The 24,155-nt window shown below is 66.4% G+C and carries 22 protein-coding genes and 1 pseudogene; 12 read left to right on the top strand and 11 right to left on the bottom strand.

The features are described from left to right. Window positions 1-62 precede the first annotated feature (62 nt). Window positions 63-1,847, bottom strand: coding sequence for an arginine--tRNA ligase (gene argS, locus AB3X99_RS21555; protein ID WP_368618182.1), 1,785 nt, complete (start codon window positions 1,845-1,847; stop codon window positions 63-65). Window positions 1,848-2,201: 354 nt separating this feature from the next. On the opposite strand from argS, the gene AB3X99_RS21560 reads away from it, so the two are divergent. Continuing rightward, window positions 2,202-2,528: a DUF1840 domain-containing protein gene (locus tag AB3X99_RS21560; RefSeq protein ID WP_069265127.1), complete on the top strand. Its 327-nt coding sequence runs from the start codon at window positions 2,202-2,204 to the stop codon at window positions 2,526-2,528. Window positions 2,529-2,669: 141 nt separating this feature from the next. On the opposite strand, the gene AB3X99_RS21565 is transcribed toward AB3X99_RS21560, so the two are convergent. The 7 genes from AB3X99_RS21565 to AB3X99_RS21595 all read right to left on the bottom strand — a co-directional run bounded on the left by AB3X99_RS21565 (window position 2,670) and on the right by AB3X99_RS21595 (window position 11,282). After that, on the bottom strand, window positions 2,670-2,873 hold the full coding sequence (locus tag AB3X99_RS21565) for an acid-shock protein (protein WP_069265125.1): 204 nt from the start codon (window positions 2,871-2,873) through the stop codon (window positions 2,670-2,672). A gap of 249 nt (window positions 2,874-3,122) precedes the next feature. Beyond that, the gene (gene metH / locus AB3X99_RS21570; RefSeq protein ID WP_083245277.1) at window positions 3,123-5,840 is read right to left on the bottom strand and encodes a methionine synthase; all 2,718 of its coding nucleotides are present in this window, start codon (window positions 5,838-5,840) and stop codon (window positions 3,123-3,125) included. A 61-nt stretch (window positions 5,841-5,901) separates the two neighbouring features. Beyond that, window positions 5,902-6,972, bottom strand: a complete 1,071-nt coding sequence (locus AB3X99_RS21575; protein WP_368618085.1) for a homocysteine S-methyltransferase family protein — start codon at window positions 6,970-6,972, stop codon at window positions 5,902-5,904. Window positions 6,973-7,171: 199 nt separating this feature from the next. Beyond that, complete coding sequence (locus AB3X99_RS21580; protein WP_028201771.1) at window positions 7,172-7,429, bottom strand: DUF3567 domain-containing protein; 258 nt, start codon at window positions 7,427-7,429, stop codon at window positions 7,172-7,174. 175 nt (window positions 7,430-7,604) lie between these two features. After that, window positions 7,605-8,393, bottom strand: a complete 789-nt coding sequence (gene pcaD, locus AB3X99_RS21585; RefSeq protein ID WP_368618086.1) for a 3-oxoadipate enol-lactonase — start codon at window positions 8,391-8,393, stop codon at window positions 7,605-7,607. A 444-nt stretch (window positions 8,394-8,837) separates the two neighbouring features. Continuing rightward, a complete protein-coding gene (locus AB3X99_RS21590; RefSeq protein WP_368618087.1) occupies window positions 8,838-10,259 on the bottom strand; it encodes a DUF3108 domain-containing protein in 1,422 nt (473 codons plus the stop codon). Between the two features lie 117 nt (window positions 10,260-10,376). After that, window positions 10,377-11,282, bottom strand: a complete 906-nt coding sequence (locus tag AB3X99_RS21595; protein ID WP_368618088.1) for an IclR family transcriptional regulator — start codon at window positions 11,280-11,282, stop codon at window positions 10,377-10,379. Between the two features lie 117 nt (window positions 11,283-11,399). Between AB3X99_RS21595 and AB3X99_RS21600 the strand changes: the two genes are divergently transcribed. The 7 genes and pseudogenes from AB3X99_RS21600 (at window position 11,400) to rfaE2 (ending at window position 17,808) form a co-directional block, all read left to right on the top strand. Then, window positions 11,400-12,392, top strand: a complete 993-nt coding sequence (locus tag AB3X99_RS21600) for a fumarylacetoacetate hydrolase family protein (protein WP_368618089.1) — start codon at window positions 11,400-11,402, stop codon at window positions 12,390-12,392. A gap of 190 nt (window positions 12,393-12,582) precedes the next feature. Then, a complete protein-coding gene (locus AB3X99_RS21605; RefSeq protein ID WP_368618183.1) occupies window positions 12,583-13,713 on the top strand; it encodes an ABC transporter substrate-binding protein in 1,131 nt (376 codons plus the stop codon). Between the two features lie 59 nt (window positions 13,714-13,772). Continuing rightward, the gene (locus AB3X99_RS21610) at window positions 13,773-14,597 is read left to right on the top strand and encodes an enoyl-CoA hydratase/isomerase family protein (RefSeq protein WP_342949565.1); all 825 of its coding nucleotides are present in this window, start codon (window positions 13,773-13,775) and stop codon (window positions 14,595-14,597) included. A gap of 109 nt (window positions 14,598-14,706) precedes the next feature. Further along, on the top strand, window positions 14,707-15,465 hold the full coding sequence (locus AB3X99_RS21615; protein WP_368618090.1) for a PhaM family polyhydroxyalkanoate granule multifunctional regulatory protein: 759 nt from the start codon (window positions 14,707-14,709) through the stop codon (window positions 15,463-15,465). Between the two features lie 30 nt (window positions 15,466-15,495). After that, window positions 15,496-15,681 (top strand): annotated as a pseudogene (locus AB3X99_RS21620) (patatin-like phospholipase family protein); the annotation flags it as partial. Window positions 15,682-16,280: 599 nt separating this feature from the next. Continuing rightward, window positions 16,281-17,150, top strand: a complete 870-nt coding sequence (locus tag AB3X99_RS21625) for an acyl-ACP desaturase (RefSeq protein ID WP_028201777.1) — start codon at window positions 16,281-16,283, stop codon at window positions 17,148-17,150. Between the two features lie 166 nt (window positions 17,151-17,316). Continuing rightward, window positions 17,317-17,808, top strand: coding sequence for a D-glycero-beta-D-manno-heptose 1-phosphate adenylyltransferase (rfaE2, locus tag AB3X99_RS21630; RefSeq protein ID WP_342949562.1), 492 nt, complete (start codon window positions 17,317-17,319; stop codon window positions 17,806-17,808). A 110-nt stretch (window positions 17,809-17,918) separates the two neighbouring features. Here the strand turns inward: rfaE2 and AB3X99_RS21635 are convergent, their stop codons facing one another. From AB3X99_RS21635 to AB3X99_RS21645, 3 genes are all read right to left on the bottom strand, one after another. Further along, on the bottom strand, window positions 17,919-18,158 hold the full coding sequence (locus tag AB3X99_RS21635) for a hypothetical protein (RefSeq protein ID WP_342949561.1): 240 nt from the start codon (window positions 18,156-18,158) through the stop codon (window positions 17,919-17,921). 73 nt (window positions 18,159-18,231) lie between these two features. Continuing rightward, window positions 18,232-19,032 (bottom strand): type III pantothenate kinase, encoded by an 801-nt coding sequence (locus AB3X99_RS21640; protein WP_368618091.1) that lies wholly within the window; start codon window positions 19,030-19,032, stop codon window positions 18,232-18,234. Then, window positions 19,029-19,940: a biotin--[acetyl-CoA-carboxylase] ligase gene (locus AB3X99_RS21645; RefSeq protein ID WP_368618092.1), complete on the bottom strand. Its 912-nt coding sequence runs from the start codon at window positions 19,938-19,940 to the stop codon at window positions 19,029-19,031. The genes AB3X99_RS21640 and AB3X99_RS21645 overlap by 4 nt, the downstream gene beginning before the upstream one ends. Before the next feature lie 330 nt (window positions 19,941-20,270). Here AB3X99_RS21645 and AB3X99_RS21650 point away from each other — a divergent pair, with 330 nt between their 5' ends. The 4 genes from AB3X99_RS21650 to AB3X99_RS21665 all read left to right on the top strand — a co-directional run bounded on the left by AB3X99_RS21650 (window position 20,271) and on the right by AB3X99_RS21665 (window position 24,145). Further along, window positions 20,271-21,404, top strand: coding sequence for an ABC transporter permease (locus AB3X99_RS21650; RefSeq protein WP_069265102.1), 1,134 nt, complete (start codon window positions 20,271-20,273; stop codon window positions 21,402-21,404). After that, complete coding sequence (locus AB3X99_RS21655) at window positions 21,401-22,336, top strand: ABC transporter ATP-binding protein (RefSeq protein ID WP_083245276.1); 936 nt, start codon at window positions 21,401-21,403, stop codon at window positions 22,334-22,336. The genes AB3X99_RS21650 and AB3X99_RS21655 overlap by 4 nt, the downstream gene beginning before the upstream one ends. Window positions 22,337-22,418: 82 nt before the next feature. Beyond that, entirely contained in the window at window positions 22,419-23,384 is a 966-nt protein-coding gene (locus AB3X99_RS21660) for an MlaD family protein (protein WP_069265099.1), read from the top strand. A gap of 116 nt (window positions 23,385-23,500) precedes the next feature. Beyond that, window positions 23,501-24,145, top strand: a complete 645-nt coding sequence (locus AB3X99_RS21665; protein ID WP_069265097.1) for an ABC-type transport auxiliary lipoprotein family protein — start codon at window positions 23,501-23,503, stop codon at window positions 24,143-24,145. The last annotated feature ends 10 nt before the right edge of the window (window positions 24,146-24,155 follow it).

Raw genomic sequence — 24,155 nt, forward strand, 5'->3', positions numbered from 1 at the left:
TGGCCGTCCGCGCGAGGCGGCGGCCCCAAACAAGCTGCTGCGCGCGGGTCTCGCGCGTCTCGTTACATGCGCTCCGGCGCGGACACGCCGATCACGGCCAGGCCGTTCGCGAGCACCCGGCGCGTGGCCGCGAGCAGGGCGACGCGGGCGTCGCGTTCGGCGGCGTCATCGACGAGAACGCGTTCGGCATTGTAGAACGAGTGAAACTCAGCGGCGAGTTCGCGCAGGTAGAACGCCACCGCGTGCGGCGCGAGTTCGCTGGCGGCATGCGTGAGCATGTCGGGGAATTCGCCGAGTTTCGCGATGAGCGCGAGCGCGCGCTCGCTGGCAAGCGGCGCGAGATCGACCTTGGGCAGCGCGGCCGGATCGCCGCCGAACTTGCCCTGCCAGTCGCCGAGAATCGACGAGATGCGCGCATGCGCGTACTGCACGTAGTACACCGGGTTTTCGTCGTTTTCCTTCAGCGCGAGGTCGATGTCGAACACGAATTCGGTGTCGGCCTTGCGCGAGATGAGGAAAAAGCGCACGGCGTCGCGGCCGCGGCGGATGGTCGCCTCGTCGAGCAGGTCGGGCGAGACTTCGCTGCCCGGGTTCGCGCCGCCCGACCATTCGATCAGGTCGCGCACCGTCACGTAGCTGCCCGCGCGCTTGGAGATCTTCACCTCCTGGCCGTCGCGCATCACCGTGACCATCTTGTGCAGCACGTAGTCGGGATAGCCCTTCGGAATGCCGATGCCGAGCGCCTGCAGTCCCGCGCGCACGCGCGCGATGGTGCCGTGATGATCGGAGCCCTGGATGTTGATGACCTTCGTGAAGCCGCGCTCCCACTTGGTGACGTGGTAGGCCACATCGGGCAGGAAGTAGGTGTAGGTGCCGTCGGACTTGCGCATCACGCGGTCCTTGTCGTCGCCGTAGTCGGTGGTCTTGAGCCACAGCGCGCCTTCCTGCTCGTAGGTCTGGCCCGAAGCGACCAGCGCCTCGACGGTCTTCTCGACGCGGCCTTCCGTGTACAGCGACGACTCGAGGTAGTAGCGGTCGAACTTCACGCCGAACGCCTGCAGGTCGAGATCCTGCTCGCGGCGCAGATAGGCGACGGCAAAGCGGCGGATCGCTTCGAGGTTCTCCGGGTCCTTCTCGCCCGTGACGGGCTCGCCGTCCTTGGCCGCGACCGTTTCGCCCGCGAGGTAGTCGCGCGCGATGTCGGCGATGTATTCGCCGTTGTAGGCCGCCTCGGGCCATTCGGCGTCGCCGGGCTTGAAGCCGCGCGCGCGCGCCTGGGTGGAGACGGCGAGGTTGCCGATCTGCACGCCCGCGTCGTTGTAGTAGAACTCGCGGTGCACGTCATAGCCCTGCGAGGCGAGCACGTTCGAGATGGCGTCGCCGAGCGCGGCCTGGCGGCCGTGGCCCACGTGCAGCGGGCCCGTGGGATTGGCGGAAACGAACTCGACGAGTACGCGTTTGCCGGCTTCGCGCTGCGAGCGGCCGAATGCCTCGCCCTGCTCGAACACGGCGCCGATCACGGCGCGCTTCGCGTTGGCGGTGAGACGCAGGTTGATGAAGCCGGGGCCGGCCACTTCGGCCGCCTCGACGAGGCCGGCGGCCTCGGGCTGGGCGAGCACGGCGTCGACAATCTGCTGGGCGAGCTGGCGCGGATTCGCGCGCATGGGCTTGGCGAGCTGCATCGCGACGTTGCAGGCGACATCGCCGTGGGCGGCGACCTTCGGGCGCTCGAGCGTGATCACGGGCACGACGAATGCGCCTTCGCTCGCGCCTTCGGTGGCCTTCGCCACCTGGGCTACGGCTTGCGCGAGCAGGGTCTCCAGGGTGTGTTTCTGTGCGGGCAGCATGCTGGTTGCAAGTCCTGTGCGGGTAATGGGATGCGGGGCCGGGGCGTCCAGGGGCATGCATGGCCTCTGGCTTTCCGGCGCTGACCGCCTGATACGGGTGAGGGCGCGCCAGCCTCGCGGTGGCCCGATTGCCATGCGCCAATGCGCGGCGGGCCTCGTTGCGGCAGGCGGCGTGGCGGCGTACCTGACGCCAGAACGTCCGGGCGCCGCGCCCTGCGGGTAATTCCGTCCTGACGGATTTTAGCAGGTGCTAATATGTGAAATGAGGTAGCGCGACATGGGTCGCCTTGGCCCGTCTGGCTTCGCAGGCCGGAACGTCACGCGCAGATCCAAAAAATCATAAAGGGAACAGACATGCTGGTTACTTTTAAATGTCACGCGGCGCCCGACGTCACGATGCTGGAGAACCTCGCACAGTACCTTCTCGGCATCATCGGCAAGCGGCTCGGCCCGCGCGGCGTGATCACCCACGACGAACTCGATACCGCCATCACCAAGCTCGAAGCAGCCATCGCCACTGACAAGAAAGAGCGCCACGAGCAGGAAGGCCACTTTCACGAAGGCGAGGATGACCACGTGCATCACGAACTGCCGGTCGGCCTCGCGCAACGCGCCTTTCCGTTCCTCGATATGCTGCGCGCCGCGAAGAAGGAAGACAACGACGTTTTGTGGGGCATTTGAGGTCCGTGCTTGACGTCCTTGCGTGACATGACTGGGGGCGAGCGCGCCATTGCGCCTGATTGACCCGCCCAATTCAACGTTCCAAAAGCAAAGAGCCCGCAATCTCGCGGGCTCTTTGCTTATGTTCACCTTCGGCTCACCTTACTGGCTGGCGGCCGCCGGTTCGGCAGCAGAAGCCTCCGACTTCATCATTTTCTTTTTCTTCGGCTTCTTCACGTGCTTTTCGGTGGGCGCCGAATACGACGTCGCCGGGCTCGCCTGCTCCGGCGCGGCCGGCTGGGCGAACGACGGCTGCGCAAGCGCCGCGACGCCGAAGGCAGTCAACATCAACATCAGCTTCTTCATACGATTTCTCCGTCGAGGTTGCTTCGATTTTGCGTTTTAAGGATTTGCTGATGAGCGAGCCGGCGCGGCCTTGCCGCATGTGGCCGGGTGTCATGCAGGTGATACCGGGTCTTGCCGGGCCATCTTACAAAGCCGAAAAATCGCGCGCGCGTAATCTTCACCTTGCCGGATGGCGTATGTCGGGCGGCGACAACAGGGGGTAGCGCAACGGGGGAAAAGCGCGCCGCGCGGGGCGGCGCGCCGTGCGGCCTAGAGTTGCGGCGCGAGCGCGCGGCGGGCGTCCTGGTCGGAGAGCGACATACGCTTTGCATAGTCGGCGAGCTGGTCCTGGCCGATCTTGCCCACCGAGAAATACGTGCTGTCCGGGTGCGCGAGATAGAAGCCCGAAACGCTCGCGGCCGGCAGCATGGCGAGCGATTCCGTCACGCTCATGCCAATCTCGCCCGCCTGCAGGAAGTCGAACATGTCGCGCTTCACGAGGTGATCCGGGCAGGCCGGGTAGCCGGGCGCCGGGCGAATGCCCGCGTACTTTTCGGCGATCAGGGCGTCGTTGTCGAGCGTTTCGCTCGCCGCATAGCCCCACAGGTCGCGGCGCACGCGTGCGTGCAGCGCTTCGGCGAACGCTTCCGCGAAGCGGTCCGCGAGCGCCTTGAGCATGATCGCGCTGTAGTCGTCGTGGTCCTTCTCGAACTGCGCTTCCTTCACGTCCACGCCAATGCCCGCCGTCACCGCGAACATGCCGATGTAGTCGGCCACGCCCGAGTCCTTCGGCGCGATGAAGTCGGCGAGCGACCGGTTCGGCCGCATCACGCCGTCCACCACCGGGCGCACCGACTGCTGGCGCAGGTTGCGCCACGTGAGCGCGACTTCGCTGCGCGACTCGTCGGTGTAGATCTCGATGTCGTCGTCGTTCACCGTGTTCGCGGGCAACAGCGCGATCACGCCGTTGGCCTGCAGCCAGCGGCCCTGAATCAGGCGCGAAAGCATCGACTTCGCGTCGGAAAACACACGGCGTGCCGACTCGCCCACGATCTCGTCGTTGAGGATCTGCGGATAGGGGCCGGCGAGATCCCACGTCTGGAAGAACGGACCCCAGTCGATGTAATTCGCGAGTTCGTTCAGGTCGAAATTCTTGAACACGCGGCGGCCGATGAACTTCGGCTTCACGGGCTGGAAGTTCGCCCAGTCGATCTTCGTCTTGTTCGCGCGCGCTTCTTCGAGCGTCACGAGCGGCGTCGCCTTCCGGTTGGCGTGCTGGTCGCGAATGCGCTCGTAGTCGGCCTTGAGCTCGTCGAGGTACTTCGCCGCGCCTTCGTCCGACAGCAGGCTCGACGCCACCGAAACCGAACGCGACGCGTCCGGCACGTACACGACCGGACCTTCGTAGTGCGGCGCGATCTTCACGGCCGTATGCACGCGCGAGGTGGTCGCGCCGCCAATCAAGAGCGGTATCTTCTTGATGCGGAAGTAGTCGTCGCGCTGCATTTCGCTCGCAACGTAAGCCATTTCCTCGAGCGAGGGCGTAATGAGCCCCGAGAGGCCGACGATATCCGCGCCTTCGACCTTGGCCTTCGCGAGGATCTCGTTGCACGGGACCATCACGCCCATGTTGACCACTTCGAAGTTATTGCACTGGAGCACCACTGACACGATGTTCTTGCCGATGTCGTGCACGTCGCCCTTCACGGTCGCGATGACGATCTTGCCCTTCGCGCGCACGTCGGCGCCCGACTCGGCGAGCAGGCGCTTTTCTTCCTCGATGAACGGAATGAGGTGGGCCACGGCCTGCTTCATCACGCGCGCCGACTTCACGACCTGCGGCAGGAACATCTTGCCCTGGCCGAACAGGTCGCCGACGATGTTCATGCCGTCCATGAGCGGGCCTTCGATCACGTTGATCGGGCGGCCGCCGCCGCCCATGATCTTCTCGCGCGCTTCTTCGGTGTCCTCGACAATGAAGTTCGTGATGCCGTGCACGAGTGCGTGCGCAAGACGCTTTTCGACCGCCTGGTTGCGCCACTCGAGGTTCTCTTCCTTCTTCGCGGCGCCGGTCTTGAACTTGTCGGCGATCTCGAGCAGACGGTCGGTGCCGTCGGCGCGGCGGTTGAGCACCACGTCTTCCACGCGCTCGCGCAGCTCGGCGTCGAGGTCGGCGTACACGCCGAGCTGGCCCGCGTTCACGATGCCCATGTCCATGCCGGCCTGAATGGCGTGGTAGAGGAACACGGTGTGGATCGCTTCGCGCACGGGGTCGTTGCCGCGGAACGAGAACGACACGTTCGACACGCCGCCGCTGATCTTCGCGTAGGGCAGGTTCTGCTTGATCCAGCGCGTGGCTTCGATGAAGTCCACCGCGTAGTTGTTGTGCTCCTCGATGCCCGTGGCCACCGCGAAGATGTTCGGGTCGAAGATGATGTCCTCGGGCGGGAAGCCCACTTCGTTCACGAGAATGTCGTAGGAGCGCTTGCAAATCTCGGTCTTGCGCGCGAATGTATCGGCCTGGCCCTGCTCGTCGAACGCCATCACCACGCTCGCCGCGCCATAGCGGCGAATCAGCTTCGCGTGATGCACGAACTGCTCCTTGCCTTCCTTGAGCGAGATCGAGTTGACGATGGCCTTGCCCTGCACGCATTGCAGGCCCGCCTCGATCACATCCCACTTCGACGAGTCGATCATGATCGGCACGCGCGCAATGTCGGGCTCGGAGGCAATGAGGTTCATGAAGCGCACCATGGCCGCCTTCGAGTCGAGCATGGCTTCGTCCATGTTGACGTCGATGACCTGTGCGCCGTTTTCGACCTGCTGGCGCGCAACCGCGAGCGCCTCGTCGAACTGCCCGTTGAGAATCATCCGCGCGAAAGCCTTCGAGCCGGTCACGTTGGTGCGCTCGCCCACGTTGATGAACAGCGTGCCTTCGGTCACGTTGAAGGGTTCGAGGCCGGAAAGGCGCAGGGTATGGTCAGTCATGGCGTGGGACCGGATCGTAGGGTGTGGGGGCGGGACTCGGAAGCAGCGGTCGAAATTGCCTTCAGGCGGCGTCGCGATACTGGCCGGGCCAGCGGCGCGGCTTGACCTCGGCGAGCGCTTTGGCAATGGCCGCGATGTGCTCGGGCGTCGTGCCGCAGCAGCCGCCCGCCACGTTCACGAGACCGGCGCTCGCGAATTCCTTGAGCAGTGCCGAGGTATCGGCGGGCGTTTCGTCGAAGCCTGTGTCGCTCATCGGGTTGGGCAGGCCCGCGTTCGGGTAGCACGAGACGTAGGTGTCGCAGAGCTTCGCAAGCTCGGCGATGTACGGGCGCATGAGCGCCGCGCCCAGCGCGCAGTTCAGGCCGAACGTGAGCGGTCTCGCGTGGCGCAGCGAATTCCAGAACGCTTCGACGGTCTGGCCCGAGAGAATGCGGCCCGAGGCATCGGTGACGGTGCCCGAGATCATGATCGGCAGATTCTCGCCCGTGTCTTCGAAAAGCTGGTCGAGCGCGAACAGCGCGGCCTTGGCGTTGAGCGTGTCGAAGATCGTCTCGACGAGGAAGAGGTCGCAGCCGCCGTCCATGAGCGCCTTCGCCTGCTCGTAGTACGCATTGCGCAGTTCTTCGAACGTGACGTTGCGCGCGCCCGGATCGTTCACGTCGGGCGAGATGCTTGCCGTTTTCGGCGTCGGCCCAATCGCGCCCGCGGCGAAGCGCGGCTTGTCCGGCGTCGAATACTTTGCGCACGCGGCGCGCGCGAGCTTCGCCGACTCGACGTTCATCTCGATGGCGAGATCGCCCATGCCGTAGTCGTCCTGGGCCACCGTGGTCGCGCCGAACGTGTTGGTCTCGATGATGTCCGCGCCCGCCGCGAGATACTGCTCGTGAATCTCGCTGATGATCTGCGGCTGCGTGAGCGAGAGCAGTTCATTGTTGCCCTTGATATCGCGCGGGTAGTCCTTGAAGCGTTCGCCGCGATAGGCGGCTTCGTCGAGCTTGTAGCGCTGGATCATCGTGCCCATCGCGCCGTCGAGGATCACGATACGCGAGGCGAGCAGCGCGGGAAGCGCTGCGCCGCGCGTGTATTTGGCGTCCCCGGCGGAGCGCGGGGCAAGGGCTGCGGGCTGGTTCATGGATCGCGGGCGTGGTGCCGGTTGAACTGGGAAACCCCACATTGTAGCCGCTGCGGCAACGCGCCGCTGCGGGCGGCGTCGCGCGCAGGCAACCGCTGTGGCGCGCGCCGGACGGCCAAAAGAAAACCCCGGCCGGGCAAGCCGGACGGGGTTTCGTGTGAAGGACGCTGCGCGTTGAGTGCCGCGGGGTGCGCTAGCGTCAGTGAAGCACGACGGGTTGCTGCATGAGGCTGTCGAACTGTCCGAGGAATTCGTCGACTTCGTCGAGCGACTGGTCTTCGTCCATCAGCTTTTGCACGTCTTCGCGAAAACGTGCCGCCATCACGCCGTCGATGAAGATCTCGCGGCGTGCGTTTTTGTCGACGATCTCGTAGCCGCCCGCGCGCATCGCGCTGTGGCCGTCCTGCGGTGGGAACTCGACGACGCAATAGTTGGGACTGTTGTAGATCATTTGCATGGCGACACTCCTTTTTCCTGTGCTCCCTGACCTTCTCGGTCAATACATGGAGCGTCCGTTCTGGAATTCAAGGGGTGGGTCCCGCATCACCTCTTATGTGGACTGCTCTCCCTTTTTTACTTCACTTCTCAACTGCGTCTGCTGCCACTGCCATGATGCTTTTACTTCGAACTACTTAGACCAACTGTTTGAGAAACGCTTCTAGCAAAGCGGTGAAACGGTGCGACTCCTCTACCGGGGCCAGATGTGCGGCATCGAGCACCACGAAATGCGACCCTTCTATCGCGCTTGCAAGGGCCTGCGTCATGGCCACCGGCGTGCCGCTGTCGTGGCGGCCCGCGACTGCGAGCGTCGGCACGCGCAGTTGCGCGAGCCTCTTTTGCACGTCGAAATCGCGTAGCGCCTCGCAGGCCATCGCATAACCTTCTGAAGGGGTCCGTAATAAAACGTCACAAATGCGCTCGACAGTCGGCGCATGCGCATGCCGGAAGTCGGCGGTGAACCACCGTGCCATCGTTGCGTCGACGAGCGCCCCGAGGCCTTCGCTGCGTACTGTGGCGGCGCGCTCGTTCCATGTTTCGCGCGCTTGTGGCGGCGTATGACTCGCCGTGTCGCAAAGCGTGAGCGTTGTCACGCGTTCCGGGAAATCGAGCGCAAACTGCTGCGCGATCATGCCGCCCATCGACATGCCCACGAGATGCGCATGCTCGATGCCAGTGGCGTCGAAAAGCGCATCGAGGTCGGCGGCGAGTTCTGTGAAGCCGAAAGGCTCGCTCGCGACGGCGCTCGCGCCGTGGCCGCGCACGTCATAGCGCAGTACGCTGTGGCGGTGGCGGAAATGTCCGGCGAGCGTGTCCCACACGCCAAGGTCGCCGCCCAGTTGGTGAATGAACGCCAGCGCGGGCCCACCGCTCCTGTCGTCGAAGACATAGTGCGTATCGATGCCATTGACAGTCACTTGCATGGGTTCCTCCTTCGCCTTCCAGGCTGGGAGTCAAGCCGTTTGCGAGGTACTGCATGCACGCGATGCTGGTGGAGCAATCCGCGCGCCTGGCGCGCGCAGACGATGCGCGATGCGATGTTCGTTAGCTTGTGTGTCGCGTCCCTGTTTGCTGCGCTGTTTATTGTGTCGTGCCGATTTTGTCCGTCTTGTGCAGCGGTGTATCGGTTTGTTCGTGCTGGTCCGTTTGTTGGTCCGTTTGCTGGTCAGTTTGTCGGTCCGTTCACTGGTCCGTTGTTTGCGCGCGGCGTCGTGCTGCCGTGTTTCGTCTGCTTGTTCTTTGGCCCTTCGTAATGCGCGCGATGCCTTGCGATCCTTGACGCATGGCTCGATTCCAGTATGCGCTATTTCGCGAATTTGTGTTGTGAAGCGGGCCGTCCGGATCAAGTGGTGCGTGCGCTTGCGCGCTCAGGGATGCTCGGCCGCCGGGCCTGGCGAAGCGGATGAGGGTTGCGCATCGCCAGTAGACGGTTGAGGCGGTGATTCTGTTGGCTGTTCTGTCTGCAAATTGGCGGGTGGCGCCGGCTGCGCAGACGGTTGCGGTTGCGCTTGTGATGCAGCAGGCGCAGAAGCCGGCGCCGCCTCCGGTGTTGCCGATTGTGCCGATGTTGTGTCGGGTGCCTTGCTGGGCGCCGGGGCGGTTGCGGCCGCCGCAGAATCGGGCGCTGGCGCGGGCGCGTTCGATGCGCTCGGCACCGTGAGTGCGCCACGCCACACCAGTTCGAACTGGTTGCCATTCGGTTCGGTTTGCACGAGGCGCACGGGCAACCAGCCGAGCGACTGCGCGAGCCACACGTCGATGCGCCGCTTGTCGCCCTCGCGACGGGGCAGACGCATGAAGTGGCGCGCGGTGACGTAGCCATGATCCGTGCTCACGGTTTCGTCGCCGATCGTGGTGATGGGCCAGGTCTCGCCGCTGTCGTTGTCCGCGACATAGAACTCGCGCGTGACGCCGGGCTTGTACGCGTCGGGGTCGCCGCGCACGAGGCTCGCAAGCTGCATCACCATGCTGAAGCGGTCCTGCGCGCCATCGGGCAGCGCGAGCGAGTTCGGCGTGCGCGTGAACACGATCTGCTTGTCGGTGCGATTGAAAACCGTCACATCCGAAGGGCGATGGCCGCGCTTTTCGATGTACTGATCGGGTGCGAGGCCGAAGGCGTCCACACGGCCCTTGCTCGTCCAGCTGAACTCGCCGACGAAGGGCAGGGGCACACGCACGACCATCTCGTAGCGCTGCCCGTCGCTCGACCAGTGGATCGTGCCGGGCTGATTGCGCACGCCGTTATAGAACGTGTCGTACTGCAGTTCGCCCGATGGGGGCACCGAAAACTTCAGTCCGTGCGAGGCCTGCGTGGCTTGCGCCGAAGGCTGCTTGCCGTTGCCGGGCGCCGTGCCAGCGGTCCCGCTGGTGCCGGCGGCGCTCGCGCTGGCCGGCGACGCGGCTGCGGGCGCGGACGCCGCCTGCGTATCCGGCGGCGCAGCCGGCGCTTTGGGGTGCGGTTTGGGCGGCGTCACCGTGTGCAGCGTGTGCGGCTCGGCAGGCTTCGGTGCGGCTTTGGGCGCGGCATGCGCAGGCGCCGCCGCGGGGCCCGCGGGCTTGGCCTCGCGCTCGATGCGCTCAGGTTTGAGGAGCGCCACTTGCACCGGCACGCGCACGTGCGCGACAGGCGGCGGCGCGCCGTGATGCCGCTCGAACCATTCGGCTGCGAGCCAATGCAGCGCCGTGACCGCGACGAACACACCGACCCAGCGCCACGCGCGCATGCGCGGCGGCGTGCGTGAGTCGGTGTCGAGGCGGCGTGCCTCGCGCGGGGCGGCTGGCGTGGACATCGGCGGTTCGTGAGTCGGTATCGGTCGTACGTTAATGTGACACAACCCGCCGGGTGCTTGCAGAAACGCAGACGCGCGCGAGCAGGGTCACATGTGCCGGCCCCGGGGACACAGCCCTCAGCGCGGCGTTGGACTGTACCCCAATTCGTACGACAGTTTTTCGGCGCACGCGCGCAGCGCGGTGTCCACGACGCCGTTCCAGGCGATATCGAACGCGCCTTCGTGACCGAGCGCGATGAGCCCGAGCGCGAGTTCGCCGCTCGCGTCGAACACGGGCGTGCAGAACGCGTGGATGGTCGGCAGCAACATGCCTTCCACGCGGGCTGCGCCATGCTCGCGCACTTCGGCGAGCGCCTGTTCCAGCGCATCGGCCGTGCGCGGCGTCGAGCCGTATGAGTACTGCTGCGCGCCCGCGAGTTCGCGCTCGATCATGGGGGCCGTCTTGCTGCGCGGCAGGTAGGCGGCGAACAGCAGGCCCGTGGCGGAACTGAGCATCGGCATCACATCGCCGAGCTTGAGCGACGCTTTCGCGGGGTGGCTCGACTCCAGCCAGTGCACGACGGTCGGCCCCTGGTTGCCCCACACGGCGATGCCCACGGTGATGTCGAGCGCGTCCCGCAATTCGGTGAGCGCGAGGCGCGCGAGCTTGACGCCGTCCACGCGCGCGAGACGCGCGAGTCCGAGCTGCAACGCGAAGCCGCCCAGTTCGTAGCGCCCCGAGAGCGGGTCCTGCGCGACCACGCCAAGGCGCATGAAGCTCACGAGATAGCGGTGCGCCTTCGCGGGGCTCATGCCCGCGCGCTGCGCGAGGTCGCGCAGCATCATCGCGCGAGGCTCGCTGGTGAGCACTTCGAGCAGGCGAAACCCCACTTCGATCGACTGGATGCCCGAGCGCAGTTTTTCTTCGCCGGCTTCGGCGCCTTCCGCAGCTTCGGCGGTGTCGAGGGGATCGGCGAGATCTTCGGCGTTCGTGGCGTCTGGGGCGCTCGCGCGCGGCGAGGCGGATCGGACGGTTGGCGGCATGGGATGCGTTGTGGTGTTCAAACGTACGGCGACTGGGGCGTACGGCACGCCCGCTTGGGGCCCGCCGATTCACCATCGTAGAATACATTTCCCTTATCGTCACTCACGTCTGATTCCATGAAACTTGCCACGCTGAAGGACGGCACCCGCGACGGCCAGCTGATCGTCGTTTCCCGCGACCTGCGCAGCGCCGCCATTGCCGACGCGATCGCACCCACGCTGCAGCGCGTGCTCGACGACTGGCGCTTTTACGCGCCGCAACTCGCCGAGCTGTACGACGCGCTCAACTACGGGCGCGCGCGCAACGCGTTCAGCTTCGACGCGCGCGATTGCATGGCGCCGCTGCCGCGTGCGTACCAGTGGGCGGATGGCTCGTCGTACGTGAATCACGTCGAACTCGTGCGTCGCGCGCGCGGCGCCGAGATGCCCGCCGAATTCTGGACCGACCCGCTCATGTACCAGGGCGGCAGCGACGACTTCATCGGGCCGTGCGACGACATCGTGTGCGCGTCCGAGGCGTTCGGCATCGACTTCGAGGCCGAAGTGGCCGTCGTGACCGGCGACGTGCCGATGGGCGCAAGCCCCGACGAAGCGCTGCGGGCCGTGCGGCTCGTCACGCTCGTCAACGACGTCTCGCTGCGCAATCTCATTCCCGCGGAACTCGCGAAAGGCTTCGGCTTTTTCCAGAGCAAGCCGGCCAGCGCATTCGCGCCGGTGATGGTCACGCCCGACGAGCTCGGCGAGCACTGGCGCGAAGGGCGCGTGCACCTGCCGCTCATCGTGCACTGGAACGGCAGGAAGGTCGGCCAGCCCGATGCCGGCACGGACATGGTGTTCCACTTCGGCCAGCTGATCGCGCACGCTGCGAAAACGCGCAATCTGCGCGCGGGCGCCATCGTCGGTTCGGGCACGGTCTCGAACAAGGACACAAAGCGCGGCTACTGTTGCATTGCCGAGAAGCGCTGCCTCGAAACGATCGAAAGCGGACAGGCGAGCACCGAGTTCATGAAGTTCGGCGACAGCGTGAAGATCGAGATGCTCGACGAAGCGGGCAAGTCGATTTTCGGCGCGATCGATCAGGCCGTGGCGTCGCTCCACGGCGAGCATTGACACGCAAACGCTGAAGGGTTTCGCCGGATGCCGCGCGCCACGCGTGCGGCTACACTGGCGAACGCCCTTTTTCTTCGAGCGCATCGGGCAGAGCAGTCAAGGTACGAGCCGTAGAAGCACGCAGCATCCGAACGTAAAACGACAAGGAGACACCGTGAACGCTTCTCGCCCCAGCCGTCTTGCTGTACGCATCGCCCTGCTTTTTTCTGTCTGTGCGCCCACGATCGCGCTCGCGCAGGTCAAGATCGGTCTCGTGCTTTCGCTCACGGGTCCGGCCGCCTCGCTCGGCATTCCCGCGCGCGAGACCGCCGCGATGTTCCCCACCGAGATCGCGGGTCAGAAAGTTCAGTACATCGTGCTCGACGACGCGTCGGACACGACCCAGGCCGTGCAGGACACGAAGAAGCTCATCGACGAGCAGCATGTCGATGCGATCATCGGCTCGTCGATCACACCCAACTCGCTCGCGATGCTCGACGTGATCGCGCAAGGCGAGACGCCCACGATCTCGCTCGCATCGTCGGCGAAGATCATCGAGCCCGTCGACGACAAGCGCCACTGGATGTTCAAGACGCCGCAAACCGACGCGATGATGGCCGGCGCGATCATGGAGCACGCCGCCGCGCACAACGTGAAGACGCTCGCCTATATCGGCCAGGCCGACGCGCTCGGCGAGACGTTCTACGCCGAGATTGCGAAGGCCGCGCAGCAGCACGACATCAAGCTCGTCGCGAACGAGCGCTTCAATCGCACCGATCCGAGCGTGACCGGGCAAGTCCTCAAGATCGTCGCGGCGCACCCGGAGGCAGTCGTGGTCGGCGCGGCCGGTACGCCCGCCGCGCTGCCGCCCAAGGCGCTCAAGGAGCGCGGCTACAAGGGCGTCATCTATCACAACCACGGCGTGGGCAACCGCGACTTCCTGCGCGTGTGCGGCGCCGACTGCAACGGCACCTTCCTGCCCGCAAGCCAGGTGCTGGTGGCCGCGCAACTGCCCGAGGACCAGCCCGGCCGGCGCCTCGCGCTCGACTATATTTCGCGTTACGAAGCCCGTAACGGCGCGGGCACCGTGTCGGCATTCGGCGCCTACACGTGGGACGCGGGGCTCCTGCTGCAGAACGCGATACCCGTCGCGCTCAAGTCGGCTGCGCCCGGCACGCCCGCGTTTCGCCGCGCGCTGCGCGACGCGCTCGAAGCGACGCACGGGCTGCATGACACCAATGGCGTCGTCAACATGAGCGCCACCGATCACCTCGGCCTCGACGCGCGAGCGCGCGTGATGGTCGAGATCCGCGATGGCAAGTGGGTGTATCAGCCGCATTGACGAGCGGCACTGCCATCGCTCTCACGTAATCAGTAATCCGAAGCAAAGGAGGTCCGCCCATGAACGATCCTTTTTACGCCCACTATCACGCTTTGCGCGTGCGGCGGCACGAGCACGGCATCGTCGAGATCGTGATGAGCGGCGAGGGCACGAACAAGAGCGGCCTCGCGACCGCCGACGCCAACATGCACCGCGAACTCGCCGAGATCTGGCGCGACGTGGATCGCGATCCCGACGCGCGCGTCGCCGTGATCCGCGGCGAGGGCAAGGGCTTTTCGGCGGGCGGCGACTTGCAGCTCGTCGAGGACATGGCCACGCATTTCGACGTGCGCGCGCGTGTGTGGCGCGAGGCGCGCGACCTCGTCTACAACGTGATCAACTGCGGCAAGCCGATCGTCTCGGCCATGCACGGTCCGGCGGTGGGCGCGGGGCTCGTCGCGGGACTGCTGGCCGACATTTCCATCGCCACCAAAACGGCGCGCATCATCGATGGCCATACGCGCCTGGGCGTCGCGGCGGGCGACCACGCGGCGATCGTGTGGCCGCTGTTGTGCGGCATGGCGAAGGCGAAGTATTACCTGCTGCTGTGCGAGCCGGTGAGCGGCGAGGAGGCGGAGCGCATCGGCCTCGTCTCGCTCGCCGTGGACGAGAACGACTTGCTGCCGAAAGCGTTCGAAGTGGCGAAGCGCCTCGCCAACGGTTCGCAAACCGCGTTGCGCTGGACCAAGTACGCGCTCAACAACTGGCTGCGCATGGCGGGGCCGAACTTCGACACGTCGCTCGCGCTCGAATTCATGGGCTTCGCGGGACCCGACGTGCGCGAAGGCGTGAAGTCGCTGCGCGAGCGGCGCGCGCCGGAGTTTCCGGGCGGCGATCCATTCTGATTCGCGCTTTCTGCCGATTTCTGGTTTTACGCGCGCTATCATCGAAGAGATCGTTTCGTGCCGCCCGCGCGCGCGCATTTGACCACCTATCTATGCGAGGGAGTACCGCATGACCGACTCAGCAGGCACCATGCCGCCGTTCCCGGGTTTTCCGGGCTTTCCGCCCGCCGAAATGCTCGACCAGATGTGGGGGATGATGCGCCTCACGCCGTTCGGCGGCGCGTTTCCGGGCGGCGAACCGGGCGTGGCGCAAGCCTTTGGCCCGCCGCTTTCGATGATGACCGACATGATGACGCCGCTCACCAACATCGAGGAACTCGACAAGCGGATCACCGATCTGCGCGCCGTCGAGCAGTGGCTGAAGCTCAATCTCGGTATGTTGCAGTCCGCCATCCAGGCGCTCGAGGTACAGCGCGCCACGCTCACCACGCTGCGTGCGTTCGGCGCGTTCGCGCAGGCGCAGATGACTCCGACGCACGCCGAATCCGAAGCGCCGAGAGCGGGCGCCGCGCGCGAGCGGGCCACCGAGCCCGAGGCCGCGAACGCAGGCGCTGCGTCCGAAGGTGTGGCAGCCGCGCCGCCGGGCTTCGACGCGGGTTCGTGGTGGAATCTCGTCCAGGCGCAGTTCAACCAACTTGCGCAATTCGCGATGGCGCAGCCCGCCGCCGCGGCGCAGGCCGCGCAAGCGGCGGCGCAAGCGGTGAGCGAGGCGCAGGCGAAGACCGAAGCCGCCACGGCCAAACGCAGCAGCGCCGCCAAGCGGAGCAGCAACACCGGCAACGGCAACGGCAACGGCAACGGCAACAGCGGCGGCGCAGGCCGCAGCGCGCCGCGCGGCGCGAAGAAGGCGCCGGCGCAGCCCGAATAAGGCGCGCCGCGGCGCTCGCCGTCACGGCGCAGCTATTCGTCGGGGCGGCACGTCACGTTCTACCAGGTGCAAGCCGATTGTCGTGGCGGCGCGTGCAACGCACCGCGCGCATGGTCGCGCTCACGCTCGCGCATCTGCGCTTCGGCGGCGATTCCATTCGTGTTCCCGGCCGTGCGTCTCGAACTCGACGGCCGCCACGAATATTTCGGCGACGGCTGAATTGATCGAGCTGGGTGACCACGACACGCTCGCTCAAAGCGACGTTCTTTTGACTTGGCTCAAAGCTCCGACAGACGGCGCGATCATGGATTTCGGGGCGCGGCGGAACTGAAACATCGGCATGCTATTATTGTGTAAGGTTTTTCCGGTCATTTGTGGGAGTTGTGGACGGCGTTGCGACGCTCCGCCGCGCAGGTTCCACGGCCTTGACGGGCGGGATGTCGGCCCATTGGAAAATCAGCCAGCAGGTGTGTCAAAAAGACGTCGACGTGGGGTGCGAGAATGCGGCATTGTGTCGCATAGCCGCGCGGCGATGGCTTGCATGCCTTGCCGGTATCGGTAGTGATCAGCGGTATCAGGCGGCCGGGTTCGAGGAACGGAGCAGCTACCCAGAATCCACGACGGCGCCTTCATTCCGGTTGGCTGGATTGTCGTGGGGCAACGCGTGTTGCGTTCGCCGGTCTGCGATTGCGTCCAGAGGGCCGGATACCGCGTAAAATTAAATGCTTTTTGCCTGCGCGGCCGCGTTGTATGCGGGCACGCGGCACGCTACGAATTCGTCATGCGCGCGTTTTGCGCAGATCAGGGGCGGGACTATGAACACGATGCTTTATCCGGAACTTTACAAATCGCTCGAATCGGTCCGATGGGACATGGAAAAGGACATTCCCTGGGACAAGTTCGATGCGTCGCTCCTTACCGATGAGCAGGCCGCGACCATCAAGATGAACGCGATCACCGAATGGTCGGCGCTGCCGGCCACGGAAATGTTCCTGCGCGACAACCACCACGACAGCGACTTTTCGGCGTTCATGAGCGTGTGGTTCTTCGAGGAGCAAAAGCATTCGCTCGTGCTCATGGAATACCTGCGCCGCTTCAAGCCGGAAATGGTGCCGACGGAAGAAGAGCTGCACGCCGTGCGCTTCGAGTTCGATCCGGCGCCGCCGCTCGAAACGCTCATGCTGCACTTCTGCGGCGAAATCCGCCTGAACCACTGGTATCGCCGTGCCGCCGAATGGCACACGGAGCCGGTCATCAAGGCCATCTACGAAACGATTTCGCGCGACGAAGCGCGCCACGGCGGCGCCTATCTGCGCTACATGAAGAAGGCGCTCAACAATTTCGGCGACGTCGCGCGCGCGGCGTTCGCGAAGATCGGCGTGCTGATGGCTTCGGCGCGCCGCACCGAAAAGCCGCTGCACCCGACGAATCTGCACGTGAACCAGGCGCTGTTCCCGCGCGACACCGTGCAGTCGCGCCTGCCCGACCCGGAATGGCTCGAGCGCTGGCTCGACGAGCAGATCCGTTTCGACGACGGCTGGGAAAAGAAGGTGATCGAGCGCATTCTGCACAACCTCTCGATCCTGTTCGAGCGCACGTTCACCACGGCGCAGGAACTGAACCGCTATCGCAAGGAAGTGGTGCAGCGCCTGCAGGCCGAGCAAGGCACGCAACAGCCGGCCTGACGCGCCGGGACATCTCGCGTGCGTGCTCTCGTGGCGCGCCGCGACCGGGACGGCCCGAAGCGCTTTTCGCGTGACGGGCCGTTTTCATTGGCGCGCGTCTCACTGGCTTGCTCAATGCGGCACGCCCAAATCGATCCGCGCCTATTTTTTATCCGAGCCTCATTCCATGCCCGCTTCCTTCGAACGCAAGATCACGACCCGCGAGGCGCTCGCGCAACTGCGCGCCTCGCTGCCCGGCCCTGTGGTGTTCACCAATGGCGTCTTCGACATCCTGCACCGCGGACACGTCACCTATCTCGCCGATGCGAAGGCGCTGGGCGCCACGCTGATCGTCGGCGTGAACAGCGACGCGTCGGTGAAGATGCTCGGCAAGGGCGATGACCGCCCCATCAACAACGAGAACGACCGCATGGCGCTGCTGGCGGCGCTGGAGAGTGTGGACTGGGTCGTGCAGTTCGGGGAGCAAACGCCCGTCGAGCTGATCGGAGCCTTGCGCCCGGACATTCTCGTGAAGGGCGGCGACTACGACATGGACGCGCTGCCCGAGTCGGCGCTGGTGCGCGGCTGGGGCGGTCGGGCGCTCGCGATCGCCTTCGAGCACGACCGCTCCACGACGAAGCTGCTGCAGAAAGTGCGCGCGCAGGAAGGATCGAAGTAAGTCGCGACGTACGTCCGCACGATGTGGCGGACGATGCAAAACCGGCCGGAGGCCGGGCCGCCCAACGCCTGGGCGCGCCCGACTCCGGCCGGTTGCGTTTGAGGTGTCGCTTACTGCGTGAGGGTCGACGCCTGCACCGACGGTACCGTCACCGGGCCGCCGACGGTCGGCACGTCGGCCGATTCGGACGGCCGGATCGGCTTCACCACGAGCCGCTCGGGGTGGATCTGCCGGTTCAGGTGCTGGGTTTCGCGCGAACCCGACGAGGGCGTCGGGCCGAACACGCCGCCTATGGCCGCAAAGGCGAGGCCGTTGGCGAGAATCAGAATGGCGATCAGCCAGCGCAGCATCGTGTGAAGCTCCTTCGAAAACGTTCGTTCAGTTTCAGGGCCGGATGTAAGCGGCGCGCGGGTGACGCGCGTCTCAGGACTGCGCCGCGATGAGCGCCAGGCCCGACAGCACCAGTGCATCGTGGCGAGTATGCGGCACCTTGAGCGCCGCTGTCACTTCGGCCGCTGCGCCGCCGCTCACCACGAGCCGCACTGGCATTCTCCACGCATCCTGTAGATCCGCCCAGGCGCGCTCGATGAGCGCGGCCTGCGCGAGCGCACAGCCCGCCGAAATCGAGCTTCGCGTGTCGGTGGCGAAAGCGATGCCTGGCTGGGCAGCATTCGCCATGCCGCCGGCGACCACGGGCAGCTGCGCGGTGTGCTCGCCGAGCGAGCGCATCATGAGCGTGAAGCCCGGCGCGATCATGCCGCCCACGAAGGTGCCGTCGGCGCGCAGCGCTTCGAGCGTGGTGGCCGTGCCGAATGTTGCGATCAGGAGCGGCTCGTCCGGATAGGCGGCGTGCGCGCCGATCATGCCGGCCCAGCGGTCGCTGCCGAGCGCGTCGGGCGTGGCATAGCTGTTCGTCACGCCGCACTGCTGCGCGCAGGCCCGCACCACGATGCGCGGGAGTCCCGGCCAGTGCGTCTCGACCAGCGCGCCGAGGCGTTCGCCCACCGCCGCACCCGCGACGTTCGAGATCCACGCGCCGGCGGGGCGGGGCAGCGTAGCCCATTCTTCGCTTCCGGCTTCACCCGCGGCCGGCGTGGATTGAACACCGTCGTCGCGCACATGATCCATCGTTCCCGCGTGCAGGCGCGACCCATCCTGCGCGACGAGCGCCCATTTGATCCGGCTGTTGCCTGCATCGATGAGGAGGAAGGGGCCGCGGCTCATGCGCCGCTGTCCGCGAGCCGCAGCGACACGTCGCCGGCCGTGACGGTCTCGCGCCCGTTCGGCGTATCGAGGATCAACTGGCCGCGCTCGTCCACACCGGTCGCGGTGCCGCGCAGCAGTTCCTTGCCCTGCTCGTAGATGGCGACCTCGCGGCCCGCGTACGCGTGGCACGCGTTCCAGCGCGGCTGGAAGGGCGCAAAGCCCGCCGCGCCGAAGCGTTGCAGCGCGGCTTCGAGTGCGTTGAGTTCGGCGGCGAGCGTGTCGGTGAGATTGGCGTTCGGCCACGCGCGCGAAAGCGCCGTGGGCGTCGTGCCGGGCACGACTGCCGCGTTGCCGCCCGCGGCGTTGAGCGCCTCGACGCTGGCGGCGAGCGCATCTTCGCCGCGCACGTTCGTGCCGATGCCGATCACGACCGCTGTGGCGTCGGCGGTGGTCCAGGCGGTTTCCACGAGGATGCCCACCAGCTTGTCGCCTTCGAGCAGCACGTCATTGGGCCACTTGAGCGCGATTTGTCCGGGCGCCGTGACGGGCAGCGTGCGCAGGCCGTCCACCAACGCCGAGCCGACGGCGAGGCTCAAGCCCGCAAGCCCTTCGATCGGGCGCGGCAGCACGCAGCCGATCGAGAACAGCAGTGCGTCGCCGGGCTGCGCGACCCAGGTGCGGCCGCGCCGGCCCCGGCCGGCCGTCTGCAGATAGGCCACGCGCACGATCGGGCGTGCGAGGGCGTCGCGCTTTTGCGGCAGCGCTTTCAGGCGCGCCATGAGGTCGGCGTTGGTCGAGCCGGTTTCCTCGACGATCTCGATGGGCCAGTCGTGTGCGGCCGGGCCGAACAGCGTGATCGCGCGGTTGCGGTCGATGCGCCAGTCGCCGGCGCTCGGAGTCTCGGGGGTGGGGGGCGTCGCATTCATGGCTCATATTGTAGTGGCTGACACGCGGGTAGCAGCCCGCAACACTGGTTTCGACCCGAAATGTGGGCAATTCACATGCCACCCACAGGCAGCCCACAGGTTATCCACGGAATCGTCCACAGGGTGACGGTGGCAATCGCCCCCGTCGATTCCCCGCAATTTGCCCAAACTTTAGGCAATTCACAGGCCGCCCGCAGGCAGTCCACAAGTTATCCAGAGAGTTGCCCACAGTTCGCCTCGTGTCTGAAAGCCAACCGTGCGCTTTCGGACCGACGAAACGGGGCGCGTTCGCTACAATGTTTGCTCACCCCGTCCGTCGAGTGCTTACCCTTGAATCAAGACACGCCGCCCGGCCTTGAAGTCTCGGCCGGCACCCACGGAAAGACCGTGCGCCTGTCTGGCCAGTGGACGGCGCTCGCGCTCGCGCGCGACCGCGATCAGGGCGGCGCCGCGCGCCGTCTGCGTGCGCTCGCCGAAGAGCGCGTGGGCGCTTGGGACCTCTCGGGCGTCGAGCGCATGGATCACGTCGGCGGCCAGGCACTCTGGCGCGTCTGGGGCCACAAGCTGCCGGCCGACCTCGTCGACCTCACGCAAACGCAGCGCGACATCTTCGAGCGCATCGCCCTGCTCGACTCCGTGCGGGAGCCGGCGGAGCGCATCGTGCGCATCGATCCGGTCACGCAGCTCGGCCTCGCGATCTTCTCGTTCTTCGACCATCTGTACGGCGGCATCGCCATGTTCGGGCGTGTGATCCTCGATCTGCTGCTCGTGGTGCGCAAGCCCAAGGTCACGCCATGGATCGAGATTTCGGCGAACATCTACAACGCCGGTGCGCGCGCGCTGCCGATTACGGCGCTCGTCGCGTTTCTGATCGGCATCGTGCTGTCGTACCTCTCGGCGCAGCAATTGCGCCTGTTCGGCGCGAACCAGTTCATCGTCAATATCCTCGGCCTTGCGGTGATCCGCGAACTCGGGCCCGTGCTCTCGGCGATTCTCGTGGCGGGGCGCTCGGGCTCTGCCATCACGGCACAGATCGGCGTGATGCGTGTGACCGAAGAACTCGACGCCATGCGCGTGATGGGCATCTCGCACGGCCTGCGTCTGATCCTGCCTCGGGTGATCGCGCTCGGCATCGCAATGCCGCTGCTCGTGATCTGGACCGACATCATTGCGTTGCTAGGCGGCGCGATCGCGGCGAAGATCGTGCTGGGCATCGACATTTCGTGGTTCATGCGCTCGATGCCCAGCGTCGTGCCGATCGCCAATCTCTGGATCGGCCTCGGCAAAGGAGTGGCGTTCGGCATGCTGGTGGCGATCGTGGGCTGTCACTTCGGCTTTCGCATCAAGGCGAATTCGCAGAGCCTGGGCGAGGGCACGACCACGTCGGTCGTCACGTCGATCACGATCGTGATCCTCGCCGACGCCGTGTTCGCGATCCTGTTCCAGAACGTGGGGCTTTCATGAGCACGACTGGCACGACGGTTACGACGATCGAGACGAAAACGACCGGCACGATCACCACGCCGCTCAAGGAGGTCGCGCAGGATCTGCCGCTGCCGACCATCGGCGAGCCGGTGATCGAGGTCCACAACCTCTCGAAGCGCTATGGGCGCAACGTCGTCCATCAGCATCTGAACCTGGAAATTCGCCGTGGCGAGATCGTCACGCTGGTAGGCGGCTCGGGCTCGGGCAAGACCACGCTCGTGCGCCAGATCCTCGGGCTCGAGAAGCCGACCTCGGGCACCATCAAGATGTTCGGCGAGAACATTTCGACCATCGACGCCGAGCGTGCGCGCCTCATGCGCACGCGCACCGGCATGCTGTTCCAGCAGGGCGCGCTGTTCTCGTCGCTCACGGTGTTCGACAACATCGCGCAGCCCGTGCGCGAACTCGGCAAGGTGCCGGCCGGCCTGCTGCGCGACATCGTGATGCTCAAGCTCGAAATGGTCGGACTGCCGTGCAAGCACGCGTCGAAAATGCCGGCCGCGCTCTCGGGCGGCATGATCAAGCGCGTGGGCCTCGCGCGCGCGATCGTGCTGGAGCCGGAGCTGCTCTTTCTCGACGAACCCACGGCCGGGCTCGACCCGCGCTCCTCCGACGAAGTGGTGGAGCTCATCAGCACGCTGCACCGGGCGTTGGGGCTCACGGTGGTGCTCGTCACGCACGACCTCGACGCCATGGTCGCGCTCTCCACGCGCGTGGCCGTGCTCGCCGAGCGCAGGGTGCTCGTGGCGGCGCCCGTGGAAGAGGCGGCGAGCGTCGATCATCCGTTCATCCGCGAGTACTTTCTGGGCATGCGCGGTCGCCGCGCGCTCCAGGCGCTGCCGCCCGAGCGGCGCGCAAAGCTGCCGCCGGCGGCGCTCGCTCCCGCAGCCGTGGGGTACAAGCCGTGGTAGGGCCCGCGCGCGCCGCTATCCGGCTCGATCGGCCTGACCGGCTCAACCGGCGCGCCGCGGCCGCCAAAGAAGGAATCTGACGATGGAAAACAAACCGCATGCGTTCTGGGCGGGCATGTTCACGATAGGGCTGCTCATCGTGATCGCGCTTGTCGTCGTCTTCTTCAGCGCCGATCGGGCCGTGCGCGTGCCGTACGACCTCATTTCGCGCTCGAGCGTGACGGGCCTCTATCCGGACGCGGCGGTGCGGTTTCGCGGGATCGACGTGGGCAAGGTGCAGTCGATCAAGTTCGATACCCAGCATCCGGGCCAGATCCGCATTCGCATTCTCGTCGACCAGAAGGCGCCGATGACGCGCTCCACCTTCGGCTCGCTCGCGCTGCAGGGCGTGACGGGCATCGCGTTCGTGCAGCTCGACGACAACGGCGTGGACCTCTCGCCGTTGCATTCTTCGCCAGCGCGCGTGGCCGAGCTGCCGCTGCGCCCGGGCTTGCTCGACCAGCTCCAGCGCCGCGGCGACGCGCTCCTGCGCAAGCTCGACAACATTGCCGGCGACATCGACGAAATGCTCTCCGAGGACAACCGCAAGCAGGTGATGCAGGCCGTGAACAGCCTGCAGCAGGCCGCGAGCAGCGTGAACGTGCTCGCCGAGCAGCTCCAGCCCGCCACGAAGCAGCTACCGGGCGCGGTGACGCAGCTGCAGCACACGCTGCAGTCGACCAACACGCTGATCACGAGCATGAACCGCCCGGACGGCCCGTTCCAGACCAACCTCAACAAGGCCGGCACGGCGGCGGCCCAGGCCGGCGCGGCGCTCACCTCGATCGACACCTCGATCCAGGACCTGTCGGCGCGCGTGGGCTACGACACGCTGCCGCGCGTCGACTCGCTCACCGACGATGTGCGCTCGGCCATGCGCGCCGTGGACCGCGCGGCGGGCACCTTCAGCACGAGCCCGCGCAGCGTGCTGTTCGGCGGCGCGCCGCAGCCGGCGCCCGGGCCCGGCGAGGCGGGCTTTGCGTGGCCGGCTACTGCGGGGACGAGGTAGGCCGCGCCGCTGCCTGACGGTCCTACGCGACACCATTCGATGCACTTCGCGCGACGCATGCGCCGCGCGCCAAAGAAGGAAACGCAATGTCACGCACATCACGCCTGCCACCATCGATGCAACGCGCTGCAGCGGCCGGCTCAGCCTGGCTGGCGGCGCTCGCGCTCGGTGCGCTCCTCGCCGCCTGTGCGAGCAATCCGGCGATCAACGAGGCTCGCTACGACCTCGGCCTGCAGTCGTCGCAGGAAGCGCCTGGCGCCCAGGCCGCCCCGGCGGCGCCCGGCGCGCCGGGTGCCAGGCCGCTCTTGAAGGTGCTGGCCGTGAGCGCGCCGCCGCCGCTCGATAACGACGGCATCCTCTACCGGATGAATTTCGACTCGCAGCGCACGGCGCGCTACGCGAACAGCCGCTGGACGATGTCGCCCGCGCGGCTGCTCACGGAACGTCTGCGCACGTCGCTCGGCGCGCACGCGACGGTGCTCGCGGGCGGTGACGCCGTGCAGGCGCCGATGCTCAAGGTCGAGCTGTACGAGTTCGAGCAGGTGTTCGAGAGCCCGACGCAAAGCGCGGGCGTGCTGGCTGCGCGCGCAACGCTCATGCAGGGCGGCAGGGTGCTGGCGCAGCGCTCGTTCGCCACGCGCGCGCCGGCGCCCACGCCCGACGCCGCGGGCGGCGTGCGTGCGCTGCAGGCGGCCAGTGACGATTTCGCCAATCAAGTGGGCGCGTGGCTGAGCACGCAGTCGTTCGCGGGCACGCCTTGAGGGATATAGA

Source organism: Paraburkholderia sp. BR10882 (assembly GCF_040948855.1).
GTDB classification, from domain to species: domain Bacteria; phylum Pseudomonadota; class Gammaproteobacteria; order Burkholderiales; family Burkholderiaceae; genus Paraburkholderia; species Paraburkholderia nodosa_A.

Excerpts from the sequence above, each read along its gene's own strand:
- AB3X99_RS21655 (WP_083245276.1), top strand. The coding sequence starts at position 21,401 with ATGAGCACGACTGGCACGACGGTTACGACGATCGAGACGAAAACGACC.
- pcaD (WP_368618086.1), bottom strand. The coding sequence starts at position 8,393 with ATGCAAGTGACTGTCAATGGCATCGATACGCACTATGTCTTCGACGAC.
- AB3X99_RS21560 (WP_069265127.1), top strand. The coding sequence starts at position 2,202 with ATGCTGGTTACTTTTAAATGTCACGCGGCGCCCGACGTCACGATGCTG.
- AB3X99_RS21635 (WP_342949561.1), bottom strand. The coding sequence starts at position 18,158 with ATGCTGCGCTGGCTGATCGCCATTCTGATTCTCGCCAACGGCCTCGCC.
- AB3X99_RS21600 (WP_368618089.1), top strand. The coding sequence starts at position 11,400 with ATGAAACTTGCCACGCTGAAGGACGGCACCCGCGACGGCCAGCTGATC.
- AB3X99_RS21645 (WP_368618092.1), bottom strand. The coding sequence starts at position 19,940 with ATGAATGCGACGCCCCCCACCCCCGAGACTCCGAGCGCCGGCGACTGG.
- AB3X99_RS21665 (WP_069265097.1), top strand. The coding sequence starts at position 23,501 with ATGCAACGCGCTGCAGCGGCCGGCTCAGCCTGGCTGGCGGCGCTCGCG.
- AB3X99_RS21615 (WP_368618090.1), top strand. The coding sequence starts at position 14,707 with ATGACCGACTCAGCAGGCACCATGCCGCCGTTCCCGGGTTTTCCGGGC.
- AB3X99_RS21580 (WP_028201771.1), bottom strand. The coding sequence starts at position 7,429 with ATGCAAATGATCTACAACAGTCCCAACTATTGCGTCGTCGAGTTCCCA.
- AB3X99_RS21595 (WP_368618088.1), bottom strand. The coding sequence starts at position 11,282 with ATGCCGCCAACCGTCCGATCCGCCTCGCCGCGCGCGAGCGCCCCAGAC.
- rfaE2 (WP_342949562.1), top strand. The coding sequence starts at position 17,317 with ATGCCCGCTTCCTTCGAACGCAAGATCACGACCCGCGAGGCGCTCGCG.
- AB3X99_RS21610 (WP_342949565.1), top strand. The coding sequence starts at position 13,773 with ATGAACGATCCTTTTTACGCCCACTATCACGCTTTGCGCGTGCGGCGG.
- AB3X99_RS21625 (WP_028201777.1), top strand. The coding sequence starts at position 16,281 with ATGAACACGATGCTTTATCCGGAACTTTACAAATCGCTCGAATCGGTC.
- AB3X99_RS21660 (WP_069265099.1), top strand. The coding sequence starts at position 22,419 with ATGGAAAACAAACCGCATGCGTTCTGGGCGGGCATGTTCACGATAGGG.
- argS (WP_368618182.1), bottom strand. The coding sequence starts at position 1,847 with ATGCTGCCCGCACAGAAACACACCCTGGAGACCCTGCTCGCGCAAGCC.
- metH (WP_083245277.1), bottom strand. The coding sequence starts at position 5,840 with ATGACTGACCATACCCTGCGCCTTTCCGGCCTCGAACCCTTCAACGTG.
- AB3X99_RS21590 (WP_368618087.1), bottom strand. The coding sequence starts at position 10,259 with ATGTCCACGCCAGCCGCCCCGCGCGAGGCACGCCGCCTCGACACCGAC.
- AB3X99_RS21575 (WP_368618085.1), bottom strand. The coding sequence starts at position 6,972 with ATGAACCAGCCCGCAGCCCTTGCCCCGCGCTCCGCCGGGGACGCCAAA.
- AB3X99_RS21640 (WP_368618091.1), bottom strand. The coding sequence starts at position 19,032 with ATGAGCCGCGGCCCCTTCCTCCTCATCGATGCAGGCAACAGCCGGATC.
- AB3X99_RS21565 (WP_069265125.1), bottom strand. The coding sequence starts at position 2,873 with ATGAAGAAGCTGATGTTGATGTTGACTGCCTTCGGCGTCGCGGCGCTT.